The organism is Mogibacterium kristiansenii (genome assembly GCF_029224645.1).
Taxonomy (GTDB): domain Bacteria; phylum Bacillota; class Clostridia; order Peptostreptococcales; family Anaerovoracaceae; genus Mogibacterium_A; species Mogibacterium_A kristiansenii.
This window is the reverse complement of sequence record NZ_JAQXUZ010000001.1, coordinates 91,510-105,128: the sequence shown is the minus strand read 5'-3', so window position 1 is coordinate 105,128 and position 13,619 is coordinate 91,510. Positions and strand designations below refer to the sequence as shown.

Annotated in this window: 7 protein-coding genes and 1 pseudogene; 6 read left to right on the top strand and 2 right to left on the bottom strand. The window is 52.9% G+C overall.

Features of this window, described 5'->3' with window-relative positions; genetic code table 11:
• The first annotated feature begins 5 nt into the window (after window positions 1-5).
• Together PUE40_RS00500 and PUE40_RS00495 are read left to right on the top strand one after the other, a co-directional pair.
• Window positions 6-1,796, top strand: a complete 1,791-nt coding sequence (locus tag PUE40_RS00500; protein WP_277671569.1) for a bifunctional homocysteine S-methyltransferase/methylenetetrahydrofolate reductase — start codon at window positions 6-8, stop codon at window positions 1,794-1,796.
• Window positions 1,797-1,878: 82 nt separating this feature from the next.
• Window positions 1,879-2,937 (top strand): NAD(P)H-dependent glycerol-3-phosphate dehydrogenase, encoded by a 1,059-nt coding sequence (locus PUE40_RS00495; protein WP_154554887.1) that lies wholly within the window; start codon window positions 1,879-1,881, stop codon window positions 2,935-2,937.
• Window positions 2,938-3,088: 151 nt separating this feature from the next.
• Here PUE40_RS00495 and PUE40_RS00490 read toward each other — a convergent pair whose 3' ends face one another.
• Window positions 3,089-6,493 (bottom strand): transglycosylase domain-containing protein, encoded by a 3,405-nt coding sequence (locus PUE40_RS00490; RefSeq protein ID WP_277671568.1) that lies wholly within the window; start codon window positions 6,491-6,493, stop codon window positions 3,089-3,091.
• A 299-nt stretch (window positions 6,494-6,792) separates the two neighbouring features.
• Between PUE40_RS00490 and PUE40_RS00485 the strand changes: the two genes are divergently transcribed.
• Entirely contained in the window at window positions 6,793-8,076 is a 1,284-nt protein-coding gene (locus PUE40_RS00485; RefSeq protein WP_277671567.1) for an O-acetylhomoserine aminocarboxypropyltransferase/cysteine synthase family protein, read from the top strand.
• Window positions 8,077-8,588: 512 nt separating this feature from the next.
• On the opposite strand, the gene rocF is transcribed toward PUE40_RS00485, so the two are convergent.
• Complete coding sequence (gene rocF, locus PUE40_RS00480; protein ID WP_154554884.1) at window positions 8,589-9,488, bottom strand: arginase; 900 nt, start codon at window positions 9,486-9,488, stop codon at window positions 8,589-8,591.
• Between the two features lie 220 nt (window positions 9,489-9,708).
• Here rocF and PUE40_RS00475 point away from each other — a divergent pair.
• The 3 genes and pseudogenes from PUE40_RS00475 to PUE40_RS00465 form a co-directional block, all read left to right on the top strand.
• A pseudogene (locus PUE40_RS00475) lies at window positions 9,709-10,026 on the top strand (response regulator); the annotation flags it as partial.
• Between the two features lie 63 nt (window positions 10,027-10,089).
• The gene (locus PUE40_RS00470) at window positions 10,090-11,796 is read left to right on the top strand and encodes a HAMP domain-containing sensor histidine kinase (RefSeq protein WP_277671566.1); all 1,707 of its coding nucleotides are present in this window, start codon (window positions 10,090-10,092) and stop codon (window positions 11,794-11,796) included.
• A gap of 114 nt (window positions 11,797-11,910) precedes the next feature.
• A complete protein-coding gene (locus tag PUE40_RS00465; RefSeq protein WP_277671565.1) occupies window positions 11,911-13,599 on the top strand; it encodes a Na/Pi cotransporter family protein in 1,689 nt (562 codons plus the stop codon).
• The last annotated feature ends 20 nt before the right edge of the window (window positions 13,600-13,619 follow it).

Below are 13,619 nucleotides of genomic sequence, written 5' to 3'. Positions count from 1 at the left end.
ATGGGATGAAAGAAGATATGGAACAATTGACTTTTAGAGAGGAACTGTCCCGGGGGACGATGGTATTCGACGGAGGAATGGGCACCTATTTCTCTGCATCGGAGAAGCTGCCGGGGCAGGGCTGCGAGATGGCAAATATCGAGAAACCTCTGCTGATTTCCGCCATCCACCGGGAATATTTGGAAGCCGGTGCCCGGGCCATTAAGACCAATACATTTTCCTCCAACCGGGTGGCCTATCCCGGCGGAAACGATGTGGTGCTCCGGCAGATTCGGGCGGGATTTCGGCTGGCCGGCCGGACGGCAGAAGCCTATGGCGCACATGTTTTTGCGGATATCGGTCCGGTGACCGGTCTGGATGAGGTGCGCACGAAGGAAGAATATCGGTATATCATCGATGCATTTCTGGAACAGGGGGCGAAAAATTTTCTGTTCGAGACCAATTCCAATACCATCGGACTCCTGGAGAGTGCCCGGTACATTCGAAGCCGGGTGCCGGATGCATATGTGATTATCTCCTATGCGGTGCTGCCCGGCGGATATACCCGTGACGGACTTTTTGGGGAGGATTTGCTGCAGGAAACAGGTGCATCGCCCTTCGTGGATGCGGTGGGCTTGAACTGCATCAGCGGGGTTCGGCAGCTGCAGTCCCTGCTGGAGCAGATGAATACGGAAGGACTGACCCTTTCCGTGATGCCGAATTCCGGAAGCCCGGTGGTCATTCAGCATCGCACCATCTATCAGAGCGATCCGGAATATTTCGGCCGTGAATTGGCAGAACTGGCGGCAAAAGGCGTGGCCATTGTGGGCGGCTGCTGCGGAACCACGCCGAAGCACATTGCAGCGCTGACGGAAGCGTTGAAGAGCGTTTCAGCCGACGGAACACTGCGTTCGGTTCCAAGAGCGGCGGCACCGGAAATGAAGGAGAGTGCGTTCTTTCGAAAGCTGCGGCAGGGGGAGAAGCCCATTGCCGTGGAATTCGACCCATCGGGATACGCGGATATAGGAAAATACATAGAAAATGCCAAGGGGCTCTGTGATGTGGGTGCCGATGTGATTACCATTGCGGACTGCCCGACGGCAAAGGCACGGATGGATTCCAGCCTGGTAGCCTGTATGCTCCGGCGGGAGGGTATCGAGCCCCTCCCGCATTTGACCTGCCGAGATCGAAATCTGAACGCCTCTCAGGCACTCCTCATGGGGCTCAGCGCCGCAGAGGTGCAGAACCTCCTGATTGTCACCGGAGACCCGATTCCGACCGCGGAGCGAGACGAGGTGAAGAGCGTCTACCAATTCAATTCCCGAAAGATGACCCACTTTATTCGCGGTCTGGAAAAGAAAGGGGCAATTCATCCCTTCCACGTGTTCGGCGCACTGAATATCAACGCGATTAATTTCGACGCGGAGTTGGGCCGGGCGGAAAAGAAAATCGACAAGGGCATGCAGGGCCTGCTGACGCAGCCGGTGCTGAGCCGCCGGGGATTGGAGAATCTGAGACGGGCAAAAACATCTTTGAACTGCTATATTCTGGGCGGAATTATTCCGGTTATCAGCGAACGAAATGCTCGTTTTATGAACAGCGAGGTGAACGGCATCGATGTGGAAGAGGCGCTGATTCAGCGATATGTGGGTTTGAACCGGGAAGAGGCGGAAAATCTGGCTCTGGAGGTATCCGTGGAAATCGGGAAAGCGATAGCGAGTTCGGCAGACGGATTCTACGTGATCACTCCTTTTAACCGGGTCAGCCTGGTCAGCCGAATCGTGGAAGCGATTCGGGACGGACATGTCATTTCCTAGACAATTATAGAGTTTTCCCATAGACCGTGTTATAATACAAATACTCAATTTGTACGTTATGATTATGTTAGGAGATATTTGTATGAAAAAGATTGGTGTACTGGGTGCCGGAACGATTGGCATGTCTCTGGCGCGGATGCTGTATAACAGCGGTCACGATGTTTTGGTATGGTCTGCCGTGGAGGCGGAGCTGGTGGCTTGTGAGACGACCCGGAAACATAAGAATCTGCCGGGAATGGTAATTCCGGACGGTGTTCGTTTTACCAGAAGCCTGGAGGAAGTGTGCACGGATAAGGACGTGCTGATGTTCGCCATCCCGTCCGTATTCATCCGTTCCACCGCCGCGAAGGCACGGGATTACATCGTGGACGGACAGATTATCGCCGATGTGGGCAAAGGCGTGGAGGAGAGCACGTTCATGACCATGTCCCAGATTCTGGAGGATGAGCTGAACAAGGACGGAAAGCACGGAAACGTGAAGGTGGTGGCTTTGTCCGGACCGACACACGCAGAGGAAATTGCGCTGGATATGCCGACCACAATCGTTGCAGCCAGTGAGGATATGGATGCGGCGAAATACGTACAGGACGTCTTCACCAATACCTGCATGAGAGTATATACCAATGCGGACGTAATTGGCGTGGAGCTGTGCGGTGCCATGAAGAACGTCATCGCTCTGGCTTGCGGAATTGCCAACGGCATCGGTTGCGGCGACAATGCCAAGGCGGCGCTGATTACCCGCGGTATGGCGGAGATTTCCAGACTGGGTACGAAGATGGGTTGCATGGAGCAGACGTTTACCGGACTGGCAGGAATCGGTGATTTGATCGTTACCGCTACCAGCATGCACAGCCGGAACAACCGTTGCGGCAATCTGATCGGACAGGGCAAGTCCGTAGAAGAAGCGGTAAAAGAAGTCGGTCAGGTCGTGGAAGGACTGAATGCGCTTCCGGCAGCAATGGCTTTGTCGAAAAAGTATGATGTAGAGATGCCGATTACCATGGCACTGGACAGCATCGTGAACCGCGGCGCAAACCCGATTGATGTGGTAGAGAAGCTGATGAGCCGGGCGAAAAAATCGGAGGTATCCGAGGATGTTCTGATTCAGTTCTTCGAAAAGAAGAAGGCGGAACGGAAATAGAATCAGGGGAAAACCGGATTTGATAATAACCCAATAGCAAAGAAAACAGGACTGTCGCTTTTTGATATGTACCCTCTTTCCTGGACACCCAGGAGGGAGGGTACATATCACTTGACAGTCCTGTTTTCTTACGTCTTTTTTGATGTATCGGTTATTGGCCGTCGTTGGCGGCGTCGCCGCCACCGCCGCCGGTATTGCCGCCGCCACCGGTGTTGTCACCGCCACCGGTGTTGTCACCGCCGCCGGTATTACCGCCGCCACCGGTGTTTCCGCCGCCGGTATTGCCACCGCCGCCGGTATTGCCGCCACCGCCGGTATTGCCGCCACCGGTGTTTCCGCCGTTGTGGTTTCCGCCGGAGCTGCTGCCGCCGGAACCGTTGCCACCGCCGCTTCCGGAACCGCCGGTGGACGGGTTGTCCGCAGAGGAACCGGAATCCGGTTTCTTGGAATTGGTGTTCTTCTTGCCGGAACTTGTTCCGGAAGAATTGTTGTAGGAGGAGCCGGAGTTGGTTTCCGTTCCTTTGATGTAGTATTCACTGCCTTTCTGAACCACATCGGCTGGCTTGCTCGGATAGGAGCCTTCTTTTGCCGCCGCGATGTTGTTCATAATCCGTCCCCACAGTGCCGCTGCGCCGGAGGAATCGGAGGACAGTTGGATGTTGTAGTCCGTACCGATCCAAAGGGCTGCCGCGTAGTGCGGTGTGAAACCGTTGAACCAGATATCGTAGTTGTTGGATGTGGTTCCGGTCTTACCGCCGGCCTGAACGCCGGACAGCGCCGCACCGGTACCGGTACCCTGAGAAACAACGGATTTCATCATATCCGTCAGGATGTAGGCAACGCCTTCATCCAATACCTTTGTCTCCTTGGATTCCGAAGTCAGAAGGAGATTTCCGTTCCGATCCAGAACCTTCCGGTATGCGATGGAGGACTGGCGGGTGCCGCCGTTCGGAATGGCGGCAAAAGCCTGTGCCATTTCAATCGGCTTTGCACCGCTGGAGAGGCCACCCAGCGCCAAAGCCGCTGCGTTCTCATCGTTGTTGTCGCCCTCTCGGTTCAAGGTGGTGATGCCGAACTTTTCCACCAGATTTGCGGAATACTCCGAACCAACCTGCAGCCATATTTTTACCGCACATACGTTGGAGGAAAGCTGCATGGCTCTTCTCATGGAAATCCGGCCCTTGTATCCGCCGTAGGAGTTGGACGGCCAGGTCCGACCTTCGAAGGTCAGCGGTTCGTCCACGATGGTGGATCCGGCGGTCATGTAATCGCCGTAATATTTCGTTCCCTGGGTGTCGTTGTTGTAATCCGTGTACTGATATTTCTCATCCTTCTGCAAGTAGTCGTAGCTCTTCTGCAGTGCCGCGCCGTATACCGCCAGCGGCTTGATGGAGGATCCCGGCTGTCTCGGATTCAGTGCTCGGTTGAAGAGACCGCTTCCGTGAGAGCCGCGGCCACCGATCATGGCCTTAATCTCTCCGGTGCCCACTTCAGCGATAACCATGGCACCCTGCGGTTGAATGACTTTATCCGTCATGGTAATCAGCGCATCCTTCAGCACCAGCTTGCTTCCGGATTTCTTAATCATATCCGGGTTGCTCTTGATGTAATCCGCATCGATGGTGACGTTGCCGTTCTTATCCATGGTTTTGTTCGCCGCCGGAATGTTCACGTAGCCGGTGGCGTAGATGTAGAATTCGCCGCCTTCGCTGGTGTAGGAAGGTTTCAGCTCCACGCTGTAATCCGTGCCGCTGTCCACCGTCGTTTTGTAGAAGTTCAGACGTTTTCCGGCCTTGAGGGTAACGGAGCCGTCGGAGTTCTCCTTGAATTCACTGCTTTTCAGCGTCATATCGCCCTTGCCGTTCACCAGGTTGCTGTGCTTGTACAGAGAAATCGCACCCTTGTCCGTGGTCACGTTTCCGTTGCTGTCCGTATGCAAGTTCAGCAGCGACGGGAAATTGCTCGGATTCTTGAAGGCCTCATCCACCGTCTTCTGGGCTTCAGAGTCCATGGTGGAATAAATCTTCAGACCGCCGCTGTATACCAGCTTCTGAGCGGTCTCCTCATCCATATCGTATTCCTTCTTCAGGTCCTGAATGATTTCGTCGGCCATGTAATCCTTGAAGTAGGTGCTGATTTTATCATTATCCGTGGAAATCGTCGGATCGATAAAGTCTGTCAGTTTCTTATCCTTATTCTCCCGATACTGCTTGTCCGAAATGTACCCCTGGTCCTTCATCAGAGACAGGCAGAGCTGACGTCTGGACTTGGCAATATCGTTGGCGTAGTACTTCTCGCCGCCCACGGTAATCTTCGTCATATCCGAAGTGTCCGTGATACCCGACGGATCTTTAATCAGCGCGTAGGTGTCCGGGGACTGAGGCATGGTGGCCAGAGCCGCACACTGAACCAGGCTGAGGTCCTTTACATCCTTGGAAAAATAACATTCGGATGCCGCTTCGATACCGTAGTTGCCGTAGCCGTAATAAATGCTGTTCAGGTATGCGGTGACGATTTCTTCCTTGGAAAGGGCGTGCTCAATCCGCGCCGCGTACCACATCTCGATGATCTTACGCCGCAGGCTTCGCTGGCTCATGATATCCGGAAGGTAGACGTTTCGGGCCAGCTGCTGGGTCAAGGTACTGGTACCGCTGATTCCGCCGCCGGTAAAGGATTGGAGGACCGCACCCACCATTCGCTTCCAGTTGAAACCGTGGTGATCCCAGAACGTTTTATCTTCCAGGGCCACGATGGCGTTCACCATGTTCTTCGGCAGCTGCTTGTACTTGATGATGGTTCTCTTCTGGCCGTTGCTGACGGAATCCACTGCATCCCCATTATCGTCGTAGACGATGGAATCCGTAGAAATCGCATCGTAGATGTTCTTCGGATCGATGCTCGGCGCCGTGATGATGACCACCGCAGAGTACAGAATTCCGAGAGACACCAGCGTGGCAACGGTTCGTCTTCCGAACTTGAAAATCTTCTTTCTCCGGGAGAGAGGATTACCGTTCTTGTCCACCCAATGGTTCGGGTTCAAATCGTAGATGAACGCATCGAACTTCGGATGAGCATCCCGGAAATTATAAAACTTCTCTTTGAGGCTGCCCGCTTTCGCATCCGGTCTCGGCCGTTTCGGTGCCGGCATCTTGTTTCCGGCGTCCTTCTTCTTTCGGCTAAAAGAAAATTTCTTCTTTCCGTCGGTTTCCGGCGAGGCCGAAGTTTCCGCGGCATGCTTGTTCTTTCCGCCGCCCATAAATTCCTGTTCAAAGGCGGCGATATCATCGAACTGCTCGACATCGCGTTTTGGACTGTTTCCGGAAGGGGACGGGCGGCTCGGTGTCGCCGGCCGGGTGCCGGAAGCAGCTTTTCGCAGATCGTCTTTACGAATTACAGTGGTTTGGTCCGATGCATTTCGGGTGGAATCCGTCGCCTGAGGCGGGGTCGCTTTCTCCGCCATTCGCCGGGCGGCCTTCTCCCGTTCCAGCCGCTCCTTCGCCATCTGGCGGGCCAGCTTCTGCATCAGTTCATAATCGGTTGGTTTTCTATCGCTCATAGTCTTTAATCCTTAATTCCTTTACATATAAATACATAAAAGCACATGTTATTTTACCATGAGAGAGGGGTGAAATAAACAAATCCTCGGGATTTCCAGATAAACTTCAAAAAAATAGAACAAAGCTAGAAACAATTACCATGCCCGGAAAGCAAATATTGTTTCGGTTCGAAGAGGTGCGTCAGGATATATATTGAATCAATATCTGATGATAAAAAAACAGAAATGCGGCCTTGATTGAATTGTTTTTCGCCCTAGAGTATAATTACAACATCTGAGATTTTGAGAGGTACATAATTATGAGCAATTACGATTTATCTACGAAGTGCATCCACTCCGGATACACTCCATCGAAGGGAGAGCCTTGCGCTCTGCCGATTTATCAGAGCACGACGTTTAAATACGACACCACGGCGGAGATGGGCGACCTGTTCGACCTGAAGGCAGAAGGCTATTTTTACACGAGGCTTCAGAACCCGACCAACGATGCGGTGGCAGCAAAAATTGCCGACTTGGAAGGCGGCGTGGCGGCTCTTTTGACGTCCTCGGGACAGGCGGCCAACTTCTACGCTGTTTTTAACATCTGCGAGGCGGGAGACCACGTTGTGGCGGCGTCCACCATCTACGGCGGAACTTTCAACCTGCTGGGCGTTACCTTTAAGAAGCTGGGCATCGACTGCACCTTCGTGGATACCGATGCATCGGAAGAAGAGCTTGCGGCGGCATTCCGTCCGAACACCAAGGCGGTTCTGGCGGAGACCATTGCAAACCCGGCACTGGTCATTCTGGATATTGAGAAATTCGCCAAGGTGGCACACGACCACGGTGTTCCGCTGATTGTGGACAATACATTCCCGACACCGGTGAACTGCAGACCGATTGAATGGGGTGCGGATATCGTGACCCATTCCACCACAAAATACATGGACGGTCATGCGGTACAGGTGGGCGGCGCAATCGTGGACAGCGGAAACTTCGATTGGGAGAAGTACGGCCACAAGTATCACGGACTGACGGAGCCGGATGAATCCTATCACGGCATCGTGTACACAAAGCAGTTCGGAAAGAAGGCGTACATCACCAAAGCAACTTCCCAGCTGATGCGGGATCTGGGATCCATTCCGTCGCCGAACAACTGCTTCCTGCTGAACATGGGTCTGGAGACGCTTCCGCTTCGGATGGAACGTCACTGCGAAAACGCTCAGGAAATCGCAGAGTATTTGGATGCCCATGAGAAGGTTTCGCACGTAAGCTATGCCGGACTGCCGGGCGACAAGTACTATGAACTGGCGCAGAAGTACATGAGAGACGGAAAGACCTGCGGCGTCATTTCCTTCGAACTGAAGGGTGGAAGAGAAGCAGCGGTGCGCTTTATGGACAGCCTGAAGCTGGCACAGATTGCCACCCACGTAGCGGCGACCCGAACCATGGTTCTCCATCCGGCCAGCCACACCCACCGTCAGATGAACGACGAGCAGCTGGCGGAAGCCGGAGTATCTCCGGGCCTGATTCGTCTCTCCATCGGTATCGAGAGTGCAAAGGATATCATTGCCGATCTGGAACAGGCGCTGCAGAATGCGTAGAGATTGAAAAGTGAAAGACCTGCGACCACAGAGAAGTTGCCGCAGGTCTTTTTTGGTTCTTCATTTTTTTGCGCCGGAGCGCAATAACGTGGTGCCTCACACTCGTCAAATCCTTGATCTTTCGTTGCGGGGCACCACGTCGCTGGTGCAGACCGGTGCTTCGGAGGGATGGACGTGGTGCCGCACACCTGTCAAAGCCTTGATTTTTCGTTGCGGGGCACCACGTCGCTGGTGCCGGCCGGTGCTTCGGAGGGATGGACGTGGTGCCTCACACCTGTCAAAGCTTTGATTCTTCGTTGTGGGGCACCACGTCGTTGCCGCCGGAAAGCAATTTAACTTTACTGCGAAGCTCTAATTTAGGTGCTTTCCGGGAAAGCAGAAGAAATTGACGACGAAGCGCTCCTCACCGGGGCTTCGTCGTCAATTCTCTCCATTTGAAATTATAGAAATGAAAAGAGCTGCACGAAGGCCCTCCGCCGGTCTTCGTGCAGCTCTTTTACTATTTAATAATCTTAATAAACAATATCCCCCAGTGCGGACTGAATCAGTTTGGATGCCAGGATGCCGGTCTTGTTCCGCTCATCCAGAATCGGATTCACTTCCACCATGTCCATGGACAGCAGTTTGTGGGACTGTGCCAGAAGCTCAACGGCGATAAAGGATTCCCGGGCGGTGAGGCCGCTGTGAACCATCGTGCCGGTGCCCGGTGCCACCTCCGGGGTCACCGCATCGATATCAAAGCTCAGGTGGATACCGGAGGTTTCGTCGGAGGCAATCTCGATGGCTTTGCGAATGACCGTTGGCATTCCCAGTTCGTCAATCATGTTAATCGGGAACACGGTGATTCCGGCCTCCTTCATCCGTTCCGCTTCCTTCGGGTCGATATCCCTTCCGGCAATCTGAACGCAATTCTTTACCTTAATATATGCCGGATCCTGTCCGTAATTCACCATGCAGTCCGGACCGTATCCGCACACTGCGGAGAACGGCATGCCGTGCATGTTTCCGGTGCTGGTGGTTTCCTCATTGTTCCAGTCTCCGTGAGCGTCAATCCAAATGACACCGATGCCGCCCTTATCCTGATATGCTTTGCTGACCGCAGAGATACTGCCGGCGGCGATGCTGTGGTCACCTCCCAGCACCAGCGGGAAACGACCTCGGGACAGAGACGTGGTCACCTTATCGTACAGCTTGCGATTCACGTCGATGACCTGCTCGTAATTTCGCATGGTCTCCGAGGTTTTGCCCCGAAGGAGCGGGAGGATGTCTCCCTTGTCGTGAACGTCGAAGCCCATACCTTTCAGATCATCCAGAAGTCCGGCATAGCGAATGGCGGCCGGACCCATGGCAACGCCTCTCTTGGAAGCCCCAAAATCCATCTGAACACCGATTACGTCAATTGATTTATTCATAGGAATCTCCTTTCCGAAAAAACAACATTACGGCGAGTCGGAAACGTCCGGCGTTCCCCTCGCTCTTTTTATGGCTATTATTATAGCTCAATCCATATCAATAATACAGAGAAAAGTGATAAAATATGGAGCAGTGAAAATTAAGAAAAAATTAAGAAAATACATCGGAAAATCTTAAGATGCCGTAAATATAATGGATTCAAGAAAGAGAGGAGCGGATATGAACATTTTGGTGTGTGACGACGATAAGGAAATTGTGCGTGCCATCGGCATCTATTTGAAGAATGAGGGATATCGGGTGCTGGAGGCCTATGACGGCATTGAGGCACTGGACATCCTGCGAAAGGAAGAGATTCATCTGATTATCATGGACATCATGATGCCGCGGATGGATGGGATGCAGGCCACGGTTCGGATTCGAGAGGAAAAGAACATTCCGATTATCATGCTTTCGGCGAAATCGGAGGATTATGACAAAATCGGCGGTCTGGGAGCCGGAGCGGATGATTACGTGACGAAGCCGTTCAATCCCATGGAGCCTCGCTATCTGAAAGTGGTCTGGGGAACCGGATACAAGATTGAAAAGTACTAGGAGGAACAGATGGACGAGAATAAGAAAAAAATGATTTTTTACGTGGGATTGGTGGGCTGCTTTCTGTGGTCCACCGTCCTGATGGTAACGGTGCCCATGACCCCGATCTTGGTGAGAATTCGGGATTTGCAAGGAAAGATGAAATTCAGCAAAAGCGATTTTGCGTCGAAGGAAATGGTGCTGTGGACCATCGTCATATTTGCGGCCGTTTTGCTAGCAATCAGCATCGGAATGGCCGTTGCAGGATGTGGGCGCCGGGAAGCGGACGGATCCATCCATCGGAACTGGTTTGACCGGTGGCTGCCGGAGCTGCACATCTGCATCGGCATTTTCTGTGCGGTTTCGTACATTTCGATTTCCATCGGAATGTATTCGGCGTACTTCAATTGGGAACTTCCCATGAAGATCTTTGCCGGGGACGGTGCCAAAACCCTGAATGCCTGCATGATTCTGGAAGGATACCATATGGATCTCCTGGGAGATGCCGCCTGGATTTCCGCCGGGGCAATCGTGGCGTTGATGATTTTGGCCACGGTTCTGGTAACGGGCATCGGAATGGCCAGCCTTCTCGCTTTGGTTCGAAATCTGAAGAACAAAACCTTGTTCTCCGGGTCCATCCTGGGACGGCTGTACCCGAGGCTGGTGACGCTGACGGAGCGCAGCGAGAACTTCTACCGAAAGCTGCTCATTGCTTTGATTCTGCTGATTTTCCTTTCCTGCACGCCGCTGGGATTGGTGGTGGCGCTTCTGCTGGTGATTTTTTTCTTCCCGAAATATTACCGAAAGTACGATGAGGTGAAGAAGGGCATCCACGCAGCGGCAGCGGGAGACTTCTCTTACCGAATTCACCTGGAAGGAAACGGCGAATTCGAGCGGCTGGCGCAGGAGGTAAACGCCATCTCCGAGGCGAAAGAGAAAGCACTGGAATCGGAAATGCGAAGCCGGAGAATGAAGACGGAACTGATTACCAACGTATCCCACGACCTTCGGACCCCTCTCACATCCATCATCACCTATGTGGACTTGCTGAAGAAGGCGGAACCGGGCAGCGCAGAGACGGCGGAATACCTGGAGGTGCTGGAATCCAAATCCAAACGGCTGAATCATCTGGTGAACAGCCTTTTCGATGCGGCCAAAGCCAGTAGCGGCGACATCTCGGTGGAATGGATGAACGTGGATATGAAGACCCTGACAGAACAGGCGCTGGGAGAATTCTCCGATGACTTCGAGAAAAATAACTTGACGCCGGTATTCCACGGGACCGAGGAATCCACGATGGTGTATGCCGACGGGAAGCTGATGTTCCGGATTATGGAAAACCTCCTGGGCAACGTGAAGAAGTACGCCATGGCAGGAAGCCGGGTGTACGTGGATCTGGTGCCGGAAGGCAGCCGAGTGACGTTGACTGTGAAAAATATCTCGGCGGCACCGCTGAACATCACCGCATCGGATCTGATGGAACGATCGGTTCGCGGAGACGATTCGCGAAACACGGAGGGGAGCGGACTGGGCCTTTCCATCGCGGGAGATCTGGCGGAACTGATGAAGGGCGATTTCCATGTGGAAATCGACGGCGACCTGTTCAAGGCGGTGCTCACCATGCCGCGAATTTTCTGCGAGACCGAGCCGGCGAAGCCGCAGGACATTAAAGATGATGAAACCGTAAATTTGAATGTTACCACAGCGTCGGATTCGCCGGACATCTTGGAACTATAAAAAGTTTGTAAAATAAATTATTTTTACCGCGACAAAAGTAGTGTGCAACAGCCCCAAAAATGATACAATAACCACGTATGTAAAATTAAGTGATTTACGATTAGGAGATGTATTATGACCTTACTTGATGCGTTTTCGCTGCTTGGAGGTGTGGGGCTGTTCCTTTACGGTATGACCGTCATGTCGGCGGGACTGAAGGATGCAGCCGGAGACAATCTTCAAGCGATTCTGGAGAAAGCGACGTCCAATAAGATAACCGCGGTGTTCGTGGGAATGGTGATGACCATTCTGGTGCAGAGTTCTTCGGCGACGGACATCATGGTAATCGGTTTTGTTAACTCGGGAATGATGACCTTGTTCCAGGCGCTGGGCGTTATCATGGGTGCCAACATCGGTACCACGGTGACGGCACAGATTACGGCCTTCAACCTGGCGGCTTACGCACCGGTGATTATGTTCCTCGGTGTGGTGGCATTCCTCTTTATTAAGAACAACACGGTAAAATATGTGGGCGAGGTAATCATGGGCTTTGGAATGCTCTTCGTGGGCATTACCATCATGAAGACGGCGATTGCCCCTCTGTCCCAGAGCGAAGCCTTTATCCGAGTGATTTCCGGACTGGATAATCCGTTCCTGGCGGTGCTCTTTGGCGTGGCCTTCACGGCGCTGCTGCAGAGTTCCTCCTCCTCGACGGTTATCTTCCAGACCTTTGCGGTACAGGGACTGTTGAGCTATCATACGGCGGTGTACCTGGTAATCGGTGCGGCCATCGGTTCCGTGACACCGAACCTGATTGCGTCCCTGACGGTGAACCGGAACGGAAAGCGTTCGGCCATCCTGAACCTGGTATTTAACCTGATTCGTGCCGTGGTGCTGATGATTCTGATTGCAATCTTCCCACAGATTCTCACCGCAATCCAATCTCTGTCCCCGGACGACATCGGAAGACAGATTGCGAATACCCACACGATGTTCGCCATTATCGCGGTAATCATCGAGCTGCCGTTCATGAAGTATCTGGTAAAAATAGTAGAACGTCTTATCCCGGTACTGCCGGAAGAGAACGAACGGATGATGGATCGTTCGCTGCAGTACATGATCAATGTGAAGAAGATGCCAACCAGTATCGCCCTTCGTCAGACCCAGTTGGAAATTGCCAGAATGGGACGCATTGCGGCAAAGAACCTGCGTGAATCGGTGGAATGCTTCTTCGACTACGATACGTCCAAGGCGGAACGGATTCGGATTCGGGAAGACAGCGTGGATATTCTCAACGATTTGATTGATGAGGGAATGGCGGATCTTCGAGATTTCGCCTTCGGTTCGGAAGGCTTAAAGCATATGTCCGAGTTCTCCATTACCATAACGGATTTCGAGCGTCTGTCGGATCATGCGGTGAACATCGTGGAGTATGCGGAGCAGATGCTGGCAAAGCACAGCCTTATGTCGCCGGATGCCCGGGATGAACTGTACATGATGGCCAGGGATGCGGTAGAAATCGTGGAGTTGGCGGTAGATGTATTTGAATCCGGAGAGACCATTCCGTTGCAGCGGATTGAGAAGCTGGAGAACCGACTGGACCGTCAGGAGAAGGAATTGGTGGATCACCATATCGTTCGTCTGATGGGAAATACTTGCGATCCGTTGGCAGGAGTCATCTTCACCAATCTGGTAACGGATTTGGAACGCTGCGGCGACCATGCGTACAACGTTGCATACGCGCTTTCGGATATCAATCCGAAGGAAATGGAAATGCCGGGTGTGACGGTGGTTCCGATAGAAGATGAAGCGGTGAACGAATAGAATAATGAGCATACGAAAAT